Genomic DNA, 20,168 nt, shown 5'->3' with positions numbered 1-20,168 from the left:
ATGGCCGGCGCCAACGAACGTACCGAGCGCAACCTGGTGAACGGGACCGCCGCTTCGGAAAGACTCGCCAGTTCGCTGTCGCAGAGCGAGCTGGACAGGCGCATGCGCCGCCGTGGCGAGGAATCGCGCTGGTGGTGGATCGTGCCGACGCTCTACATCATCGTCCTGCTGCTGCCGATCTACTGGCTCATCAATATGAGCTTCAAGACCAATGCGGAGATCGTCAATTCGCTGACGCTCTATCCGCATGCGCCGACGCTGCGCAACTACACCATCATCTTCACCGATGCGTCCTGGTATTCGGGCTACATCAATTCGATCACCTATGTGGTGATGAACATGGTGATCTCGGTCGCCGTGGCGCTGCCGGCGGCTTACGCCTTCTCACGCTACCGCTTCCTCGGGGACAAGCATCTGTTCTTCTGGTTGTTGACCAACCGCATGGCACCGCCGGCGGTGTTCGCGCTGCCGTTCTTCCAGCTTTATTCGGCATTCGGCCTCATCGATACGCATATCGCGGTGGCGCTGGCACACTGCCTGTTCAACGTGCCGCTGGCGGTGTGGATCCTTGAGGGCTTCATGTCCGGAGTGCCGAAGGAGATCGACGAAACGGCCTACATAGACGGCTATTCGTTTCCGCGTTTCTTCGTGAAGATATTCATGCCGCTGATCGCCAGCGGCATCGGCGTCGCCTGCTTCTTCTGCTTCATGTTCTCATGGGTGGAACTGCTCATCGCCCGCACGCTGACCACCACCGATGCCAAGCCGATCGCCGCTACCATGACCCGCACCGTGTCGGCGTCGGGAATGGACTGGGGGCTGCTGGCAGCCGCCGGGGTGCTGACGCTGATCCCCGGGGCGCTCGTCATCTGGTTCGTTCGCAACTACATCGCCAAGGGCTTCGCCCTGGGGAGGGTGTGACCATGAACCTCGACTTCTCCTGGATGGCGTGGACCTGGCCGACGGCCGCCTTCTTCGCCGTCATAGCGCTGCTGCTGGTCGGCATGGGTGTCTGGGAATATGCCTCGCCCGGCGGCGATCCGCGCATCGGCGTGCTGCGTTTCAAGACGACGCGCGGCGATCGTCTCTTCGTTTCGCTGCTTGGCAGCGCCTTCATCCATCTCGCTTGGCTGGGTCTTGTCGGACCCAGCCTGTGGTGGGCTCTCGCTCTCTCCGTGGTCTACGCCATCGGCGTCTTCCGCTACGTATAGAGGGGGAAACTGTTGGAGCGGCCGCTTGTTGGCGGCCTCTCCAGATCGCACTTGAAGTCTTTTCAAACGTGGAGGAAACACAATGCGACGGCAATTATTGACATCTACGACCGCCCTTGTCCTCTTGCTCGGCGTGGGCAACGCCTATGCCGGCATGGACGAGGCAAAAGCCTTTCTTGACAAGGAGATAGGCGATCTGTCGACGCTTTCGCGCGCCGATCAGGAAAAGGAAATGCAGTGGTTCGTCGACGCCGCCAAGCCGTTCGCCGGCATGGATATCAAGGTCGTGTCGGAAACGCTGACGACGCATCAATACGAGTCGCAGGTTCTGGCTCCGGCCTTCACCGCCATCACCGGCATCAAGGTCACGCACGACGTCATCCAGGAAGGCGACGTCGTTGAAAAGATCCAGACCCAGATGCAGACTGGCCAGAACCTCTATGACGGCTGGGTCAACGATTCCGACCTGATCGGCACCCACTGGCGTTACCAGCAGGTGCGCAACCTGACCGACTGGATGGCGGGCGAAGGCAAGGATGTCACCAATCCGAACCTCGATGTGAAGGATTTCATCGGCACCTCCTTCACCACCGCTCCGGACAAGAAGCTCTATCAGCTTCCCGACCAGCAGTTCGCCAACCTCTACTGGTTCCGCTACGACTGGTTCAACGACGAGAAGAACAAGGCCGACTTCAAGGCCAAGTACGGCTACGATCTCGGCGTTCCCGTCAACTGGTCGGCCTATGAGGACATTGCCGAGTTCTTCACCGGCCGCGACGTCGACGGCAAAAAAGTCTATGGGCACATGGACTACGGCAAGAAGGACCCGTCGCTCGGCTGGCGCTTCACCGATGCCTGGCTGTCGATGGCCGGCAATGGCGACAAGGGTATCCCGAACGGCCTGCCGGTCGACGAATGGGGCATCAAGGTCAACGAGAAATCGCAGCCGGTCGGCTCCTGCACGGCGCGGGGCGGCGACACCAACGGCCCGGCCGCCGTCTACTCGATCCAGAAATATCTCGATTGGCTGAAGGCCTACGCACCACAGGAAGCGCAGGGCATGACCTTCTCGGAATCCGGTCCGGTTCCCGCGCAGGGCAATGTTGCCCAGCAGATCTTCTGGTACACGGCCTTCACCGCCGACATGGTCAAGCCCGGCCTGCCCGTCATGAACGACGACGGCACGCCGAAATGGCGCATGGCTCCGTCGCCGCACGGTGTCTACTGGAAGGACGGCATGAAGCTCGGCTACCAGGATGTCGGTTCGTGGACGCTGATGAAGTCGACCCCGACCGACCGTGCCAAGGCCGCCTGGCTCTACGCCCAGTTCGTCACCTCGAAGACGGTGGACGTGAAGAAGAGCCATGTCGGCCTCACCTTCATCCGCGACTCCACCATTCACGACAAGAGCTTCACGGAGCGCGCGCCGAAGCTCGGCGGCCTGATCGAGTTCTATCGCTCGCCGGCCCGCGTGCAATGGTCGCCGACCGGCACCAACGTGCCGGACTATCCGAAGCTGGCACAGCTGTGGTGGCAGGCGATCGGCGATGCCTCGTCGGGCGCAAAGAGTGCGCAGGAAGCGATGGATTCGCTTTGCGCCGAGCAGGAGAAGGTCATGGGCCGCATCGAGAGGTCCGGCGTCCAGGGCGATATCGGGCCGAAGCTCGCCGAGGAACATGATCTCGCCTACTGGAATGCCGACGCGGTCAAGGCCGGCAATCTCGCTCCTCAGCTCAAGATCGAGAACGAGAAGGAGAAGCCCCAGACCATCAACTATGACGAGCTGGTCAAGAGCTGGCAGAAGTAGGACTGACCTATGCGGGCGTTCGCGCCCGTGTAAAATTCAGGGAGGCGGCACGTTGCCGTCTCCCTTCTTTGTGTCGTGACGGAGGAAGTGCGAATGAATGGCTTTGTCCTGGCAATCGACCAAGGCACGACATCGAGCCGGTCGATTCTGTTCGACGGCGACATGAAAGTCGTCGGCAGCAGCCAGCAAGAATTCACCCAGCACTATCCTGCTTCCGGCTGGGTCGAGCATGATCCGGAAGATATCTGGGCCAGCGTCGTGGCGACCGTGAAGGGCGCATTGAAGAATGCCGGGCGGGAGGCATCGGACGTCGCCGCGCTCGGCATCACCAACCAGCGCGAGACGGTCGTCATCTGGGACAGGGCGACCGGCAAGCCGATCCACAACGCCATCGTCTGGCAGGACCGGCGCACCGCGCCGCTATGCCGGAAGCTGAAGAAGCAGGGATTGGAAAAGACCTTCACCAGGAAGACCGGCCTGCTGCTCGATCCGTATTTCTCCGGCACCAAGATCGCCTGGATCCTGGACAAGGTGAAAGGCGCCAGGAAACGCGCCGAGAAAGGTGAATTGCTGGCCGGCACCATCGACAGTTTCCTGATCTGGCGCCTGACCAGCGGCAAGGTGCATGCCACCGACGCCACAAACGCCTCCCGCACGCTGGTCTACAACATCGAGAAGAATGCGTGGGACGACGAGTTGCTGGCCATCCTGAACATCCCGGCAAGGATGCTCCCCGAGGTGAAGGACTGCGCCGATGATTTTGGAATCACGGAGAAAAATCTCTTTGGCGCCGAGATAAGGATCCTCGGCGTTGCCGGCGATCAGCATGCCGCGACCATCGGCCAGGCCTGTTTCGAGCCCGGCATGATGAAATCGACCTACGGCACCGGCTGTTTCGCGCTGCTCAACACCGGTGCCGATCTGGTGCGCTCGAAGAACCGGCTGTTGACCACGATTGCCTATCGGCTGAACGGCAAGACCACCTATGCGCTGGAAGGATCGATCTTCATCGCCGGCGCCGCCGTGCAGTGGTTGCGCGACGGCATCAAGGTGATCGGCAAGGCCGAACAGAGCGGCAAGCTGGCGGCCGAGGCCGATCCGACCCAGGACGTGTATCTGGTGCCGGCCTTTGTCGGGCTCGGCGCGCCCCACTGGGATGCCGAGGCGCGGGGCGCGATCTTTGGCCTGACCCGCAATTCGGGGCCGGCGGAGTTTGCCCGCGCCGCGCTCGAATCCGTGGCCTACCAGACCCGCGACCTGCTCGATGCCATGCGCAAGGATTGGAAAGGTACGGCGGCCAAGACGGTGCTTCGGGTCGACGGCGGCATGGTGGCGTCCGACTGGACCATGCAACGGCTGGCCGACATTCTCGACGCCCCGGTCGACCGTCCGACCATTCTGGAGACGACCGCGCTCGGTGCCGCCTGGCTCGCCGGCTCGAAGGCGGGCGTGTGGCCTAAGGCGCGGGAGTTCGCCAAGACATGGGCGCTCGACCGCCGCTTCAGACCAGACATGGAGCCTGCGGCGCGCTCGGCCAAGCTGGCGGGGTGGCGCGATGCTGTTCGCAGGACGCTGAGCGTGTCATAATCAACAGTCAGATTGGGCGAGGGGGAAATGAAGCCAAACTGGTACTCTGCTTGGCGCGCCGAGGCTATCAAACAACTGAAGGCCAAGAATAAGCGCTTGGAGGAAGAATTCCGCATCGGCCACTGGTCGCGCTATGACTTGAGCAACGGAAAGCTCTTGTTTTCCAAGGACGGGGCGATCGAGGTGATCACCGAAATCCAGATCGCCGGTTCCACGAATGCCAAGGCACAGAACTGGCTCTGGGCGTGGGCAAATTCAAATTTGCCCGATAGTCTTCTCAGAGACGCAAAGCTGGTTCGGTCCTTCGGCGAGAAGAACGGCATTGACGAACTGGCTCAGGCTTACGTGATAGATGGGGATCAGCTGGAAGTGCTGGGTTGGGAATTGGCGGCCGTCACGGTTCGAATTTGCGATGCCGTCGGAGCGTACCGATCGCCCCGTGGTGAAGGTGGCGCGCTTTATTATATCTTCAAGACCATTAATTGGGCCAGCTGATCACAGCCTGCCCGGGGACCGTCCTCGCACGACAGAAAGCCCGCGCCATTTCCGGCACGGGCTTTGACTTTCTATCCCTCTGACGAACACTGTCGCCCATCAGTAGGGTGAAATGCACTGCTGCCGCGGGCCGTTATACGGCTGGAACGTGTTGTCGGATGCGCGGTAGGAACGGTAACGGTCATAGCACCACTGCACATGCGAATTGCCTTCATAGACGCGGTTCCGGTTGTTGGCGATCGCGCCGGTTATCAGCGCGCCAGTGGCGAAAGCAGCCAGCGGGAACCAGAAATCGCCGTGACGGCGATAGCCCGGGCGATATTCACGGTAGCCGCGATGGCCGTTCCAGTAGGCTCCGCGGTTGTCGCGGTAGAAGTTGCGGTTGCCGCGAAACTCGCCGCGGAAGTTACGGCGCCGCTCCCAGGGCCTGTACTGCACGGTCTGGACATCGGACGAGACAGATGCAGGCTGCGGCACATAGGCCGGTGCGGCTTCGACCGGCATGGCCGCCGCCACTGCGAACGAAGCTGACAGTGTGGTCGCCAGCAAACCCGACAGGACTTTGTTCATGATCTTCTCCTTGAGAGGTTGACGTCCCTTGTGGCGGAGGAAACGGACACGCTCGCGAATTGTTCCTGGAAAAAAAGGCAAGTTGCTGATTTGTAATGTTTCTCCGGTTTGGGATCGATGGAGGCCACAGGGTCTTTGGCCTGCCTGGCAAAGGTTCGGCATGTCCTTGCCGAAACGGCCGGCCGGGAAAGCCGGCACGGCGGGGACGCATGGCTTGGTGGCCCGTTTTTTCCGGTTGACCGGTCGAGGCACTCTCCCTATGTTCCGCGCAATTTCGAGGGCGCCGTTTCCAGCCCACGGGAGCGCGTAGCTCAGCCGGTAGAGCAACTGACTTTTAATCAGTAGGTCTCGGGTTCGAACCCCGACGCGCTCACCACTCAGTCCCGTGACAAATGCACGTTCAGGACAGCGGCTTTTTTGGCGATCAGTCCTTCCAGATCCGCGTCCGATCGGGTGGTGCCGGTGCGTTGGCGCAGCAGGGAGATCATCGCGCTCATCGAAAGCGGGGCGGTTTTTTGCTGAATCAGGATCGCGTCCACCGCGCCGGCAACGTCGGGGCCTTCCGCTGGTGCTCTCATGGTCGGATCCTTTCTGTCCAGCTCCGCCTCGGTGCCGCCGACCGATCCTCTGATGCCGCGGTCAAAGACGACGGCCAACCCGTTCTTGACGGCGAGGGCCGCGACCATGTCGTCGAGTTCGTGGTCCGAAAAGCTGGGGTCGGAAGGCGTGGGTTTCAGGACTCTGTGAATCACCCTGGCGGCCTGGTCCGTCGAAACATAGCCGAAGCGCTGTTTTCTAGCTTCGACATATTGTTCGATGATCATGTCAAGCCGGCGGGCTGCAATGTCCTTTGATTGCTGCATCGGAACCTCCTCGGGTCGTCATGGCGCGCAGGAGCAGCACCTAAAGAGATAGGGCCGCCCGGAAGAACATCAAACATGAGAAATGACGCATCTGCCGATACCGGAGGAACGATCGCGCCGCTGATGCATTTTTGCCTTTGACCAGCTTATTGAGGGAACGCAGGCCAATGAAGATCGCCCATATCGCGCCGCTGTATGAATCCGTGCCGCCAAGGCTCTATGGAGGCACCGAACGCATCATCTCCTATCTCACCGAAGCTCTGGTCGGGCTCGGCCACGATGTAACGTTGTTTGCCAGCGGCGATACCAGGACCTCGGCCCGGCTGGTCGCGTGCCGGGAACGGGCGCTGCGCCTCGATCCCCGGCCGTTGAAGTCGGAGATCGCGGCGCATCTTTCGATGCTCGAGGAAGTCAGGAGACAGGCCGACGATTTCGACATTCTTCACTTCCATCTCAGCCACTTCCTGCATTTCCCGTTTTTCCGCCATATGCCGGAGCGCACGGTGACGACGCCGCATGGCAGGCTGGACTATGTGGATCTGGCACAGGCCTATGAGCGGTTCCCGCGTTTTCCGATGATTTCCATTTCACGCAGCCAGAGGACGAGGCTCGCGTCCGCCAACTGGTTGGCGACCATCCATCATGGGCTGCCGCTCGATCTCTATAGGCCGGATTTTGAAGCCGGCTCCGACGGCACATATCTGGCGTTCCTCGGCAGGATGTCGCGCGACAAGCGGCCGGACCGGGCGATTGAGATTGCCAGGCGCACGGGCCTGAGGCTCAAGCTCGCGGCCAAGGTGGGCGACGGCGACCGGGCCTATTTCGAGGAGGTCGTCCAGCCGCTGATCGATGGCGATCGCGTCGAATATGTCGGCGAGATCAGCGAGGACCAGAAGAGCAGGTTTCTCGGCAATGCCGCTGCCTTGCTGTTCCCCATCGACTGGCCCGAGCCTTTTGGTCTGGCGGTAATCGAGGCGATGGCCTGCGGAACCCCTGTCATGGCTTGGAGCTGCGGCGCCATGCCCGAGATCATCGATCACGGTGTGACCGGCTTCGTCGTCGAAACCCTCGAGGATGCCGTCGCCACCATGCCGGCCCTGCTTCAGCTCGACAGGCGCCGGCTAAGGGCCGTTTTCGAAGGACGGTTCTCGGCCGACCGCATGGCGCGCGACTATGTCGCCACCTATTCACAGGCGATCGACACTCAACAAATCAGGGCTTCCTAGTACAGTGCCCCGTTCAGAAACAAGCACGGGACAGTCTTCTTGACCATCACCCAACTTGACGAGCGCAAGCTTGATCCCGCAATAGCCCTGGCCTCCCTGGACGAAACCGCGCCGAGGGAACCGCACCGGCTCTTCGCACTCAAGCATGGCGACTGCTTCGCCGTCGCCGATTCCTATGGCGACATACGCGGTGTGGGCGACGGCTTCTTCCGCGACGACACGCGCGTGCTTTCCGAATTCCGCCTCGCGGTGGGCGGTCGTTCGACGTCGTTGCTGGGCGCATCGCTGAGCCAGGACAATGTCCTGTTCACCTCCAACCTGACCAATCTGCCTATAGAGAGTGCCGGCGGCCGTCCCATCCCGCAAGGAGCGATCCACATCGAGCGTGTCAGGCTGCTGTGGGAGGACCGGCTGTATGAGCGCCTGACCCTTTCCAACTACAGCCAGGAACATTCGACCGTCCTGCTTTCGCTGCGCTTCGCCGCCGATTTCCGCGACATGTTCGAAGTTCGTGGCTCGACACGCGCCAAACGAGGCACCGCCCATACCGCCGAGATGGACCAGAACTCGGTTCTGCTTCGCTATGAAGGCCTGGACAAGGTGGTGCGTACGTCGACGATATCGTTTTCGCAGAAACCCGACGAATTGACCTCCGACCGGGCGGATTTCTTCATTGCAGTCACCAAACGCAGCCGCAAGACACTGTATGTCGAGGTCGGCAGCGAGATGGCCGATGTGCCCGACCGCGACCGGTTTCGCGCCGCAGCGGCGCGCGCGCGTTTCGGCATGCGCGCCAAGCGCCGCCATGGCGCGACGCTGCACAGTTCGGGCAGGGTGTTCAACGACTGGATGGAGCGCGCCCGTGCCGATGTGGCGCTGCTCACCACCGAACTTGCGACCGGCCCTTATCCCTATGCCGGCATTCCGTGGTTCTCGACGGCCTTCGGCAGAGACGGCGTGATCTCGGCGTTGCAGATGCTCTGGCTCAATCCCGGCCTGGCGCGCGGCGTGCTTGCCTTTCTCGCGCAACATCAGGCGACCGAAACCTCGCCCTTCAGCGACTCTCAGCCCGGCAAGATCATGCATGAAACGCGCAAAGGTGAAATGACGGCGCTGAGCGAGTTGCCGTTCGGCCGCTACTATGGCGGCGTCGACACCACCCCGCTCTACGTTCATCTCGCCTGCGCTTACGCGGACCGCACCGGCGACATGGTCTTTATCGACGGCCTGTGGCAGTCGCTATGTGCAGCCGCCGAATGGATCGAGGCGGCAAGCGCTTCGACCGGATTCGTCACCTACCGGCGTGCGGCGGAGTCAGGCCTCGCCAACCAGGGATGGAAGGACAGCTTTGATTCGGTCTTTCATGCAGACGGTCGTATCCCGAAGGGGCCGATCGCGCTGGTCGAGGTGCAGGGCTACGTCTTCGCGGCGTTCCAGGGGCTGGCGAAACTGGCTCGCCGGCGAGGCGAGACAGAAAAGGCGGAAGCCTGGGAAAGGCGGGCCGAAGAGATCCGCCAACGGGTTGAAAGCCATTTCTGGATCGAAGAGCTGGGTTATTACGCGCTGGCGCTCGATGGCGACGGCCGGCCATGCGAGGTGCGCACGTCCAATGCTGGACATCTGCTCTATGTGGGGCTTCCGGATCCGGATCGGGCGCGGATCGTCGCCGATCAGTTGCTGTCGGCTTCTTTCCACTCCGGCTGGGGATTGAGGACGCTCGCCGACGACGCGATATTCTTCAATCCCATGTCGTATCACAATGGCTCCATCTGGCCGCACGACACGGCGATATGCGCGGCAGGCCTTGCGCGATACGGCATCCGCGACAATGTGGTGCGGCTGATGAGCGGGACGTTCGAATCCGCCGTTCATTTCAACATGCGCCTGCCCGAACTTTTCTGCGGCTTCACCCGCGCACCGGGCGAGGCGCCGATCGCGTATCCGGTCGCTTGCCTGCCGCAGGCCTGGTCGGCAGGTTCCGCCTTCATGTTGATGCAGGCCTGTCTAGGCCTCCATATCGACGGCTGGGCCGGCGAAATCCATGTCACAAGGCCGCGCCTGCCAATCGGCATCGACAGCCTGGTGATCCGCCATCTCGCGGTGGCGGGCACGGCAGTCGACCTGACGTTCCAGCGTGTAGGAGATCGTGTGGGCGCGTTCCTGGCCGACCGCCATGAAGGGTTGGCGCCTTTGATCGTGCGCAGCTAAAAACCGGAACCATCACCGGCGACGTGCGTTGCACCATCTCCCCCGCGGAGAGGCGCGACCTAGGCCGGAGCAATTCACATCGATGCCAGACAACAATTTTGACTTCCTCCACTCTGCCTCCGCTCTATGGTTCGTCATTCTTGCCAGCCTCTGCGTTTCCCTTGTTGCCTTGGTGATTTCCGCGCTGCGATCCCGCCGGACCCCGTCGGAGCCGGCGAATGTTGAGCCTCCACCGGCTCGCGTCGTATTGCGGGAGTTCGAAAAGAATGGCCATTCCGCCGACGCGGCGCTCGTCAACTGGTCGCCCTCGACACTGCGCGAAATCCTGGCGAAGGAACTGCCGGATGCGCAAGTGATCGTCGTCTCCAACCGCGAGCCCTACATTCACAATCTCAGGGATGACAATGTCGACCTGGTTGTGCCGGCCAGTGGACTTGTCTCGGCGCTGGAGCCGATCACCCGTGCCTGCGCGGGAACCTGGATAGCCTATGGCGGCGGCTCGGCGGATCATCTCGTCGTCGACCAGAACGACCGCATCGAGGTCCCACCCGAGAACCCGTCCTACACGTTGCGGCGTGTCTGGCTGACCGAAGAGGAACAGCAAGGCTATTATCTGGGTTTTGCCAATGAGGGTCTTTGGCCCCTGTGCCACATAGCCTTTACACGGCCCGTCTTCCGCACGTCCGACTGGGAAACGTACGAAGCCGTCAATCGCAAATTCGCCGATACCGTCGTTGCCGAAGCCCGGAACGAACGCCCGATCGTCCTCGTCCAGGATTATCATTTCGCGCTGCTGCCCCGAATGATCCGGGAACGCCTGCCCGATGCGATCGTCATCACCTTCTGGCACATTCCGTGGCCGAATTCGGAAGTCTTCAGCATCTGCCCCTGGCGGGAAAAAATCCTGGACGGCCTGCTGGGGAGCTCGATCATCGGCTTTCATACGCAGTTCCACTGCAACAACTTCATCGAGAGCGTCGACCGCTTTCTGGAAAGCAGGATCGAGCGCGAGGATTCGGCCATCTCCTATGGCGGCCAGACCAGTCTGGTCCACGCCTATCCGATCTCGATAGAGTGGCCGCCGGCTCAACTCGGGAAATTGCCCGCCATCGCGCAGTGCCGCGCGCGCATTCGCGAAAAATTCGGGCTGGCGGACAATGTCAGCCTCTGTGTCGGCGTCGAGCGCCTCGATTATACGAAAGGCATTCTCGACCGGTTTCATGCATTGGACGAACTGTTCAAGCAACACCCGGAGTGGATCGGCCAGGTGGCCTTCCTGCAGATCGCGGCACCAAGCCGTGGAACCTTGCCGGCCTACCAGCAACTGCACGAGGAATGCCTGCGTTGCGCGGCGGAGCTCAACGAGCGTTATGGCCGGGACGGCTACACGCCTGTCTTGATGGTGGCTGAACACCATTCCCAGGAGCAGGTCTACGAAATCTACCGGGCCGCCGATGTCTGCATGGTGACCAGCCTGCACGACGGAATGAACCTGGTCGCCAAGGAATTTGTCGCCGCGCGCGACGACGAGCAAGGCGTGCTGATGCTCAGCATGTTTGCCGGCGCTTCCAAGGAGCTTCTCGAGGCGCTGATCGTCAATCCTTACGACGCGACGATGATGGCCGAGGCGTTGCTGCAGGCATTGACCATGGTGCCCGCCGAGCAGCGCCAGCGCATGCAGCGCATGCGCGAGATCGTCCGCGACAACAATGTCTATCGCTGGGCGGGCAGCATGCTTCTCGACGCCGCCCGCTTGCGCAAGCGAATCGCGATCGACCCTGCCGGGCCGGGCTCTGTTGCCGCGGCCAATGTGATATCGCTGCTTGATCGCAAACGGGTCGCGGCGCTGTGATGTCGGGATCGGCAAATCTGTCCGTGCCGACCGTCCCGGAAGGCCGATGGGCACTCTTCCTGGACATTGACGGTACGCTTCTGGAACATGCCGCGCATCCCGACGCCGTGGTCGTCGGCGATGCGTTGCGAAGCATGCTGACAAGGCTGGACGGGCGTCTGGCTGGCGCTCTGGCTTTCATTACAGGAAGATCCGTTTCCGCCGTCGACCAGCTCTTCCAGCCGTTGCGCCTGCCGGCTGCGGGTCTATACGGCCTGGAGCACCGGCTTGTCCGTGACGGGCCCGTCGAGGCGGCCGACGAGCCCGCCGACATTGCCGCGCTTGCCGAGGAAATCGAGGCGGAACTGGACAATGTGGATGTCTATATCGAGCGCAAGGGCCCGATCCTGGCCATTCATACGCGTGCGGCGCCGCAGTTGCTGCAACGGGCGACGCAACTGGTCGAACAGGCACTGGAGCGGCTTCCGCGGGGATATCGGGTGCTTGCCGGCAATGCCGGGGTGGAACTGATGCCGCTCGAGGCGGCCAAGGGAGCGGCAATCAGGCGTTTCTGCGAGTTGCCGGCTTTCCGGGGGCGGATTCCCGTATTCCTCGGAGACGACACGTCGGATGAGAACGGCTTCGAAGCCGTCAATGAAATGGATGGCATTTCGGTCCGCATCAAACCGCAAGGGAAAACCGTGGCGCGCCACGCGCTGGCCGATGTCGGCGAGACCCTGGCCTGGCTTGAATCCCTATGTCACGACCGATCGGGCACGGGCCGGTTTGAGGAGGCGGTCCAGGCCACTGTCCGGCAGAGTTGAGGCCGCAAAACGCATTTTGCGCCTTTGAAGAACGGGTTTCAGGAGTTGATCAATGATCCAATTCACCAGCCTCATCCACGAGATCATGCCTGCGTGGCTCCGGCGGCGTTCGCGCCGGCGCATGCAAGATACCGAGACAACTTTCGATCCCTCGCGTCCTGAAGACGCCGATGCCGTCTGGCGAAAGGCTGTCGAGAGGGACCTGTTCGGCGCAAACACGCCCGACTATACCGAGACCGAACAGAAGAAACGCGATCACCACTGACGGAGGCTGTCAGCCTTCCGCGAAGACCAGCGAGACGTTGCCGCCGGCATGCCGTTCGAGCCGGCCGGCGAGGTCGAGCTCCAGGAGCACCATGAACACCTGTGCCGGATGCAGGCCGGTGTGGCGGATGATCTCGTCGATCGCCACCGGCGTCGGGCCGAGCGCTTCGGTCACCCTGGCGCGGTCGTTTTCGCCGGGTGGCGGCGTGGCCGAGAAATCGGGGGGATCTTCAAAGGGCGGCAGTTCGGGGGCCCGCAAACCGGTCAGCGGCGCGATTGCCCTGTGAATGTCGGCGGCTTCGGTGACCAAGGTGGCACCGTCCTTGAGCAGGCCATTGGTGCCGGCGGCGCGTGGATCAAGCGGCGAGCCGGGTACGGCGAAGACCAGCCGGCCCATTTCGCCTGCGAGCCTGGCGCTGATCAGGGATCCGGAACGCTGTGCTGCCTCGACCACCACCAGACCGACTGCCGCGCCCGCGACGAGACGGTTGCGGCGCGGAAAATCCTGGGCACGCGGCTGCCAGCCGAACGGCATCTCCGAAATGATGGCGCCGCCGCGCTCGACGATCTCGTCGCACAGGCCGGCATTCTCAGGCGGGTAGGGCAGATCGAGGCCTCCGGCCAGCACGCCGATCGTGCCGGTCGAAAGGCTGCCCTGATGTGCTGAAGTGTCGATGCCGCGCGCGAGGCCGGAGATGATGGCGTAACCGTCGCGGCCAAGGTCGGTCGCCAGCATGCGCGCCATCTTGATGCCGGCGAGCGAGGCGTTGCGGGCGCCGACGATAGCCACCGCGGGCAGCCGGAACACCGCGCCTTCGCCTTTCACCGCCAGCAGCGGCGGCGGATGGTCCATGTTTTTCAACAGGGCGGGATAGTCCGGCTCGCCGATACCGACAAAGCGGGCGCCTGCCCGCCTTGCGGCCTCCAGTTCCGCTTCGGCCTCGGCGATCGAGGGAATGCGGGCGATCCTGCTGGCGCCGCCCGAAATCATAAGTTCCGGCAGCATTTCCAGCGCGACTTCGGCCGAACCGAAGCGGTTGATCAGATCGCGAAAGGAGGCAGGACCTACATTCTGGGTGCGGATCAGCCGCAGCCAACTCAACCGCTGCCGGTCGCTGAGGCGCGGTCCGGCGAGCGGCTTGCTCACTCCTTCGCCCCGATTTTGCCCTCGATGCCGGCAAGCAGGCGTGAAATGTTGGCCCGGTGCTTGATGAAGACGATCAGGCTCATCACGACGAACAATGCGGCAATCTGCGGTGTGCTCAGGAAATAGAGGGCGATCGGCACGGCGACCGCGGCCGTCAGCGCTGCAAGCGAGGAGTAGCGGAACAGGAATGCCATGGCCAGCCAGACGATGGCGAAGATCAGCGCCACCTGCCAGGCAAGGCCGATCAGCACGCCGAGATAGGTGGCCACGCCCTTGCCTCCCTTGAATCCGAGCCAGATCGGGAAGAGATGGCCGAGGAAGGCGCCAAGGCCGGCCCAAGCGCCGAGTTCGGGCGCGAAATGGCCCGCGATCAGCACCGCGGCCGTGCCCTTCAGCGCGTCGAGCAGCAGCGTGGCCGCGGCAAGGCCCTTGTTGCCGGTGCGTAGCACATTTGTCGCGCCGATGTTGCCGGAGCCGATCTGGCGCACGTCGCCAAGCCCTGCCGCACGGGTCAGCAGAAGCCCGAACGGAATCGAGCCCAAGAAATAGCCGAGCACCAGCGCCGGGATCAGGTTGTAAGTCATTGTTCCCCCCGCATTTCCCCTGACGGGCTGAATCCGGCGCGATGCGCGGCCGCCCGCTCAGACCGAGAACACTGTGCGGCCCGCCACCAGCGTTTGCAAGACCTTGCCTTGCAGGCGCGCGCCTTCGAAACAGGTGTTCTTCGAGCGCGAGCGGATGCCGCTTTCGCTGACGATCCAGGGTTCATCCAGATCGACAAGCGCAAGGTCCGCGAGAGCGCCGGGCTTGAGCGTGCCGCCAGGCAGGCCGAACAGCCGTGCCGGCGCCGTGGACAAGGTCTGGATCAGCCGCGGCAGCGACACGTCGCCATTGTGGTAGAGCCGCAAGGCGGCGCCCAGCAACGTTTCCAGCCCGATGGCGCCGGCTGCGGCGTCGGCGAAGGGCAGGCGCTTGGTGTCGACGTCCTGCGGATCGTGCGAGGAGACGATGATGTCGACCGTGCCGTCCCTGATCGCTTCGATCATCGCCAGGCGGTCTTCCTCGGCGCGCAGCGGCGGGGTCAACCGGAAGAAGGTGCGATATTCGCCGACATCGTTTTCGTTGAGTGACAGATTGTGGATCGACACGCCCGATGTGACGGTCGCGCCGTCGGTCTTCGCGCGCGCCACCGATGCCGCCGCCATCGCCGTCGATATCTTTGCCGCGTGGTAGGAGCCGCGCGTCAGGCGCGCCAGGGCAAGGTCGCGCTCCAGCGGGATGGTTTCGGCTTCACGCGGAATGCCGGAAAGCCCCAGCCAGCTGGCGTAGAGTCCCTCGTTCATCACGCCCGACGACGCGAGGTCGGCATCCTGGGTTTCGTGCACGATGGTTGCGCCGAAATCGCGGGCATAAGTCAGCGCCCGGCGCATCACCAGCGCGCTTGATATGGTGTGGCGGCCGTCGGTGAAGGCGGCGGCGCCGGCCTCGCGCAGCAGCCCGAATTCGGTCATCTCGCGGCCGTCGAGGCCCTTGGTGATGGCTGCGGCCGGGAAAATATTCACGATTGCCGTGTCCTTGGCGGTGCGCAGCACGAATTCGACCAGGGCCACATTGTCGATGACCGGATCGGTATCGGGCATCATGACGATCGAGGTGACGCCGCCGGCAGCCGCGGCGACACTTGCTGACGCGATCGTTTCGCGATGTTCTCCGCCCGGTTCGCCGATGAAGACGCGGCCGTCGATCAGGCCTGGAATGACCGCCTTGCCGGCGCAGTCGATGATGGTGGCGCCCTCGGGCGCCCCCTGGTTCAGCGCAGCCTTGCCGGCGGCGGCTATCTTCTTCCCCTCGACGATGACCGTCCCGGTCTCGTCTACGCCGCGCGAGGGGTCGATGATGCGGGCGCGCTCGAACACCGTGATGGTCATGGGCCACGGCCCTCGTGGTTGCGGCGCGGGTCGAGCAGCGCTTCCATCACCGCCATGCGCACGGCAACGCCCATCTCGACCTGTTCCTGGATGACGCTCTGTGGCCCGTCCGCGATCTCCGAGGCGATCTCGACGCCACGGTTCATCGGTCCAGGATGCATTACCAGAGCGTCGTCCTTGGCCGCCTTCAGCTTCTCGGCGTCAAGGCCGAAATAGCGGAAATATTCGCGCACCGAAGGCACGAAGGCCCCTTCCATCCGCTCGCGCTGCAGGCGCAGCATCATCACCACGTCGGCATCCCTGAGGCCTTCTGCCATCGAGCGGCAGACGATCACGCCCATCCTGTCGATTCCCGAGGGAAGCAATGTCGAGGGCGCGACGACGCGGACCTGCGCGCCGAGCGCGTTGAGCAGCATGATATTGGAGCGGGCGACGCGCGAATGCAGGATGTCGCCGCAGATCGCCACGATCAGTTTCGACAGCGGACCCTTGGCGCGACGGATGGTCAGCGCGTCAAGCAGCGCCTGTGTGGGATGCTCGTGCGCGCCGTCCCCCGCATTGACCACGGAGCAGCCGACCTTCTGCGCCAGAAGGGCGGCCGCTCCCGCCGACTGGTGGCGGATGATCAATATGTCGGGCCGCATGGCGTTCAGCGTCATGGCCGTGTCGATGAGCGTCTCGCCCTTCTTCACCGAGGAACTCGCCACCGACATGTTCATGACGTCGGCGCCGAGACGCTTTCCGGCTAGCTCGAACGACGACTGCGTCCGCGTCGAAGCCTCGTAGAACAGGTTGATCTGGGTGCGGCCGCGCAGCGTCGAGGTTTTCTTCTCGGATTGCCGCGAGATCGCGACCGCCCGGTCCGCCCTGTCGAGCAGAAGCTCGATGTCGGCGGGGGAAAGATCGCGGATCCCCAGAAGATGGCGGTGGGGATAGAGTGGCAGGGACGAAGCGTCGGTCATCTCAAGGGGCTGCTATAGGGTGGACGTTCCATGGCTGCAAGCGCCAGCTTTGGATTGCGGCTGTTCTCCCCGGTATTTTCGTCGCGCGCCTTGGGCTATATCTAGCCGATGGCTCCGGATTCGTAGCCGCCTGGCAGTAAGGATGAAGCGTGACCGACGACGTGACGAACCAGCCGCCGCCGCTGACAGGCGGCAACGCCTGGCGGGGCGATCCGTTGCTGATCCAGCTTGCCGAGCGCTTTTCCGATCCGGTGCGCAAGGATCTCGACGGGCTCGGCCGCTTCGTGTTGACGCAGGAGGCCCAGGAACTGGCCCGCCTCGCCAATGTCGAAACGCCGAGGCTCAGGACGCATGATCGCCAGGGCCGGCGCATTGATCTGGTCGAGTTTCACCCCGCCTATCACGCCTTGATGCGCCGTTCCGTCGCCAACGGGCTGCACTCCTCGGTCTGGGAGAACGGCGACGCCGAGATCGGCCGCCGCCATCAGGTGCGCGCGGCCCGGTTCTACCTGACGGCCGAACTCGAGACCGGACATCTGTGTCCCATCACCATGACCAGCGCTTCGCTGGCGGCGCTGATGGCGAGCCCGAAACTGTTCCGCGAGTGGGCGCCGCGCGTGACGACGCGCAAATATGACCAGAGCCAAAAGCCGCCGGTCGAGAAGACCGGGCTTACGCTTGGCATGGGCATGACCGAGAAACAGGGCGGCACGGATGTGCGCGCCAATGTGACGAAGGCCGAGCGCGTCGGCAGCGGCTTCTATCGCCTGACCGGCCATAAATGGTTCATGTCGGCGCCGATGTCGGATGCCTTCCTGGTGCTGGCGCAGGCGCCGGAGGGATTGTCGTGCTTCCTCGTGCCGCGCGTCCTTGGCGACGGCTCGGGCAACGGCTTCCGTTTCCAGCGCCTGAAGGACAAGCTCGGCAACCGGTCGAATGCGTCTTCCGAGGTGGAGTTCGCCAACGCGATCGGTGAGATGGTCGGCGAGCCGGGCGCCGGCGTGAAGACGATCATGGACATGGTGACCTTGACCCGGCTCGACTGCGCCGTGGCGTCTTCGGCGATCATGCGGGCGGGTCTGGCCGAAGCCGTTCATCACGCCCGCCATCGCCAGGTGTTCGGCACCAACCTGATCGAGCAGCCGCTGATGCAGCGCGTGCTGGCGGACATGGCGCTCGATGTCGCCGCTGCCACGGCGCTGTCGTTCCGGCTGGCGCGTTCCTTCGACGAGGCGGCGAGCGATCGCGGCGAGGCGGCCTTTGCCCGCGCCATGACGCCGGTCGTCAAATATTGGGTCTGCAAAATTGCGCCGCCGCTGCTCTACGAGGCGATGGAATGCCTCGGCGGCAACGGCTATGTTGAGGAGGCGCCGCTCGCCCGCTACTATCGCGAAGCTCCGGTGAACGCTATCTGGGAAGGGTCGGGCAATGTCATGGCGCTGGATGTGCTGCGCGTGCTTGGCCGCGCGCCGGGCCTGTTCGAGGAGGTGCTTGCCGGCATCGATCGCGACCTGGGCGCGGGCGGACGCGGCACCATCGGTGTGCTGAAGGCGGCGATGCAGGTCGCCGCGACCGACGAAGGCTCGGCCCGCCTGCTGACGGAGCAACTGGCGCTGTCGGCGGCGGCGGCGGAATTGCGCCGGTTGGGGGCAGGGCGGATCGCCGATGCCTTCGTCGAGACGCGGCTGGCGGGCCAGTGGCGCAACACCTACGGCATGCTCGATTCGCGCCATGATGCGCGCATGATCATCGACACGCTCTATCCGCCAACCACCTGAGCAGCAGCCATGGACCACGCCTTGGTCATTCCCCTGCGCCGTTAACCTTAACAAATGGTTTCCGTTGCGAGGGCTGGCGGCAAAGCCCACTGTCATTCCTGTCGAAGCAGGAATCACGATGCGACAGGTATTGACCTCTTTTCTCGCCTTGCACTGGACGATCGTTTTCGCCCTGCTGGCGATCATCTGCATCGATGGAAACCGCGGCGTGGCCGGGGCGCTTGGTGTGCTGGGCGTGACGATCGAGAGCGCCCGCTTCGTCGATCTCGAAAATGTCGTCGTGGTTGCGCCTCTGGCAACGGCCCTGCTTGTCGTGGCGGTGCTGTTCTTCTGGGCTTTTGTCGAGGCGCTGATCAACAATGCCAGCAATCCGGGCGCCGACAGCGTTGCCCGCATCGCCTTCATCAGCGCTTCCGGCGTGCTGTCGCTGATCTTGGTCGGAGGCGCGGCGCAAGGCATCAACGGGCTGTTCCTGGTCGTCGCCGTGCAATTGGCCGCACTTCTGGCCTCCTATGTCGCCATGCTTGCCGAGCGCCGCACCCTGGCCACATCGGATGAGGTTGAAATCCACGCCACGGCGCACAGCATGGCCAGGGCCGCAGCCCACAATTCGCTGCTTTCGCTGATATCGGGCCGACCCCAGCCGACCCGGAAGGAAGGCCGCTGATGCGTTACATCTTCGCATTGTGGGCGGCTCCGATGGCGCTTTTCTGGGGCTGGTTCTACCTGTCGCTCAACGACATGAATTTCGGCTACGTCATGCTGAGCCGGCAGTTGCATGATTTCGTCTTCCAACTCTACGGCCAGATGCTCGGCATCGACCCGGCAATCATTCCCGGTATGGTTGGAAGAGCCTGTATATTCGACGGCCTGCTGCTGCTGGCGATCTGGGCGTTTCGCCGCCGCCGTGAAATCATCGGCTGGATCAGGGGGCGGGCGGCGGTTCCGGTGCAGTTCGAGCGGCTGCACCGAGCAAGCGAAGCCGGTCCAAAACTCCCTGCAGAATAAAGGCGGCGGCGGCCGAATCGATCTTGCCGGCCCGCTTGGCGCGCGAAAAATCCATCTCGATCAGCGTCCGTTCGGCGGCTACCGTCGACAGCCTCTCGTCCCATAACAGGAAGGGAAGGTCGCTCAAGGCGGCCATGTTGCGTACGAAGGCGCGCGATTTCTGCGCGCGCGGACCTTCCGAGCCGTCCATATTGACCGGCAGTCCAATCACCACCGCGCCGGCATTCTCCTTTTGCAGCAGATCCAGCAGCACGGCCGCGTCGAGCGAGAATTTTCGTCGCATGATGACCGGGCGCGGATGCGCGAAGGAAAAGCCACGGTCCGAAACGGCGACGCCGATCGTCTTGTCGCCGAGATCGAGCCCGGCAAGCGTCCTACCGCCGGCCAGCCGTGCCGGCAATTCCTCGATGGTAATGATAGCCAACGGTTTTCCTTTGACCCGACAGCGCCGTCGCGGCG

At 63.2% G+C, this 20,168-nt stretch carries 20 protein-coding genes and 1 tRNA gene; 14 read left to right on the top strand and 7 right to left on the bottom strand.

The annotated features are described in order from the left end of the window. The 5 genes from FJ949_RS21235 (at window position 1) to FJ949_RS21215 (ending at window position 5,100) form a co-directional block, all read left to right on the top strand. Window positions 1–921, top strand: coding sequence for a carbohydrate ABC transporter permease (locus FJ949_RS21235; RefSeq protein WP_140498790.1), 921 nt, complete (start codon window positions 1–3; stop codon window positions 919–921). Between the two features lie 2 nt (window positions 922–923). After that, the gene (locus FJ949_RS21230; protein ID WP_140498788.1) at window positions 924–1,211 is read left to right on the top strand and encodes a DUF2160 domain-containing protein; all 288 of its coding nucleotides are present in this window, start codon (window positions 924–926) and stop codon (window positions 1,209–1,211) included. A gap of 82 nt (window positions 1,212–1,293) precedes the next feature. Next, window positions 1,294–3,018, top strand: coding sequence for an ABC transporter substrate-binding protein (locus tag FJ949_RS21225; protein WP_140498786.1), 1,725 nt, complete (start codon window positions 1,294–1,296; stop codon window positions 3,016–3,018). Window positions 3,019–3,111: 93 nt separating this feature from the next. Beyond that, window positions 3,112–4,605 carry a glycerol kinase GlpK gene (gene glpK / locus FJ949_RS21220; protein WP_140498783.1) on the top strand — a complete coding sequence of 498 codons (1,494 nt, stop codon included), beginning with the start codon at window positions 3,112–3,114 and terminating at the stop codon, window positions 4,603–4,605. A gap of 27 nt (window positions 4,606–4,632) precedes the next feature. Then, window positions 4,633–5,100 (top strand): DUF6882 domain-containing protein, encoded by a 468-nt coding sequence (locus FJ949_RS21215; protein ID WP_140498781.1) that lies wholly within the window; start codon window positions 4,633–4,635, stop codon window positions 5,098–5,100. Between the two features lie 99 nt (window positions 5,101–5,199). Here FJ949_RS21215 and FJ949_RS21210 read toward each other — a convergent pair whose 3' ends face one another. Then, the gene (locus FJ949_RS21210; RefSeq protein WP_140669967.1) at window positions 5,200–5,670 is read right to left on the bottom strand and encodes a BA14K family protein; all 471 of its coding nucleotides are present in this window, start codon (window positions 5,668–5,670) and stop codon (window positions 5,200–5,202) included. A gap of 300 nt (window positions 5,671–5,970) precedes the next feature. Here FJ949_RS21210 and FJ949_RS21205 point away from each other — a divergent pair. Further along, window positions 5,971–6,046 (top strand) — tRNA-Lys (locus FJ949_RS21205). Window position 6,047: 1 nt separating this feature from the next. On the opposite strand, the gene FJ949_RS21200 is transcribed toward FJ949_RS21205, so the two are convergent. Next, window positions 6,048–6,533 (bottom strand): hypothetical protein, encoded by a 486-nt coding sequence (locus tag FJ949_RS21200; protein ID WP_140498777.1) that lies wholly within the window; start codon window positions 6,531–6,533, stop codon window positions 6,048–6,050. Window positions 6,534–6,700: 167 nt separating this feature from the next. Here FJ949_RS21200 and FJ949_RS21195 point away from each other — a divergent pair, with 167 nt between their 5' ends. The 5 genes from FJ949_RS21195 (at window position 6,701) to FJ949_RS21175 (ending at window position 12,887) form a co-directional block, all read left to right on the top strand. Next, a complete protein-coding gene (locus FJ949_RS21195) occupies window positions 6,701–7,759 on the top strand; it encodes a glycosyltransferase family 4 protein (RefSeq protein ID WP_140498775.1) in 1,059 nt (352 codons plus the stop codon). A 45-nt stretch (window positions 7,760–7,804) separates the two neighbouring features. Continuing rightward, window positions 7,805–9,967, top strand: a complete 2,163-nt coding sequence (locus FJ949_RS21190) for an amylo-alpha-1,6-glucosidase (RefSeq protein ID WP_140498987.1) — start codon at window positions 7,805–7,807, stop codon at window positions 9,965–9,967. 82 nt (window positions 9,968–10,049) lie between these two features. Beyond that, window positions 10,050–11,819, top strand: coding sequence for a trehalose-6-phosphate synthase (locus tag FJ949_RS21185; protein WP_140498773.1), 1,770 nt, complete (start codon window positions 10,050–10,052; stop codon window positions 11,817–11,819). Further along, window positions 11,819–12,622, top strand: a complete 804-nt coding sequence (gene otsB, locus FJ949_RS21180; protein ID WP_140498771.1) for a trehalose-phosphatase — start codon at window positions 11,819–11,821, stop codon at window positions 12,620–12,622. Before FJ949_RS21185 ends, otsB begins: the two co-directional genes overlap by 1 nt. A 52-nt stretch (window positions 12,623–12,674) precedes the next feature. Then, window positions 12,675–12,887 (top strand): hypothetical protein, encoded by a 213-nt coding sequence (locus FJ949_RS21175; protein ID WP_140498769.1) that lies wholly within the window; start codon window positions 12,675–12,677, stop codon window positions 12,885–12,887. 9 nt (window positions 12,888–12,896) lie between these two features. Here the strand turns inward: FJ949_RS21175 and dprA are convergent, their stop codons facing one another. From dprA to FJ949_RS21155, 4 genes are read right to left on the bottom strand one after another with little or no spacing between them, the layout of a single operon-like run. Next, window positions 12,897–14,033 (bottom strand): DNA-processing protein DprA, encoded by a 1,137-nt coding sequence (dprA, locus tag FJ949_RS21170; protein ID WP_140498766.1) that lies wholly within the window; start codon window positions 14,031–14,033, stop codon window positions 12,897–12,899. Next, window positions 14,030–14,617, bottom strand: a complete 588-nt coding sequence (gene plsY, locus FJ949_RS21165) for a glycerol-3-phosphate 1-O-acyltransferase PlsY (RefSeq protein WP_140498764.1) — start codon at window positions 14,615–14,617, stop codon at window positions 14,030–14,032. The genes dprA and plsY overlap by 4 nt, the downstream gene beginning before the upstream one ends. 57 nt (window positions 14,618–14,674) lie before the next feature. Further along, window positions 14,675–15,961: a dihydroorotase gene (locus FJ949_RS21160; protein WP_140498762.1), complete on the bottom strand. Its 1,287-nt coding sequence runs from the start codon at window positions 15,959–15,961 to the stop codon at window positions 14,675–14,677. Further along, window positions 15,958–16,923 carry an aspartate carbamoyltransferase catalytic subunit gene (locus FJ949_RS21155; RefSeq protein ID WP_140498760.1) on the bottom strand — a complete coding sequence of 322 codons (966 nt, stop codon included), beginning with the start codon at window positions 16,921–16,923 and terminating at the stop codon, window positions 15,958–15,960. The genes FJ949_RS21160 and FJ949_RS21155 overlap by 4 nt, the downstream gene beginning before the upstream one ends. A gap of 149 nt (window positions 16,924–17,072) precedes the next feature. Between FJ949_RS21155 and FJ949_RS21150 the strand changes: the two genes are divergently transcribed. The 3 genes from FJ949_RS21150 (at window position 17,073) to FJ949_RS21140 (ending at window position 19,709) form a co-directional block, all read left to right on the top strand. Next, window positions 17,073–18,701, top strand: coding sequence for a DNA alkylation response protein (locus FJ949_RS21150; RefSeq protein WP_140498758.1), 1,629 nt, complete (start codon window positions 17,073–17,075; stop codon window positions 18,699–18,701). A 118-nt stretch (window positions 18,702–18,819) separates the two neighbouring features. Beyond that, window positions 18,820–19,368, top strand: a complete 549-nt coding sequence (locus tag FJ949_RS21145) for a hypothetical protein (protein ID WP_140498756.1) — start codon at window positions 18,820–18,822, stop codon at window positions 19,366–19,368. Then, on the top strand, window positions 19,368–19,709 hold the full coding sequence (locus FJ949_RS21140; protein ID WP_140498754.1) for a DUF6105 family protein: 342 nt from the start codon (window positions 19,368–19,370) through the stop codon (window positions 19,707–19,709). Before FJ949_RS21145 ends, FJ949_RS21140 begins: the two co-directional genes overlap by 1 nt. On the opposite strand, the gene ruvX is transcribed toward FJ949_RS21140, so the two are convergent. Then, complete coding sequence (gene ruvX / locus FJ949_RS21135) at window positions 19,627–20,133, bottom strand: Holliday junction resolvase RuvX (RefSeq protein WP_140498752.1); 507 nt, start codon at window positions 20,131–20,133, stop codon at window positions 19,627–19,629. The genes FJ949_RS21140 and ruvX overlap by 83 nt on opposite strands. Between the last annotated feature and the right edge of the window lie 35 nt (window positions 20,134–20,168).

The sequence above is a fragment of the Mesorhizobium sp. B2-4-1 genome (assembly GCF_006442185.1).
Taxonomy (GTDB): domain Bacteria; phylum Pseudomonadota; class Alphaproteobacteria; order Rhizobiales; family Rhizobiaceae; genus Mesorhizobium.
The sequence above is the reverse complement of the archived record's forward strand: the minus strand, read 5'-3'. Positions and strand labels throughout refer to the sequence as shown.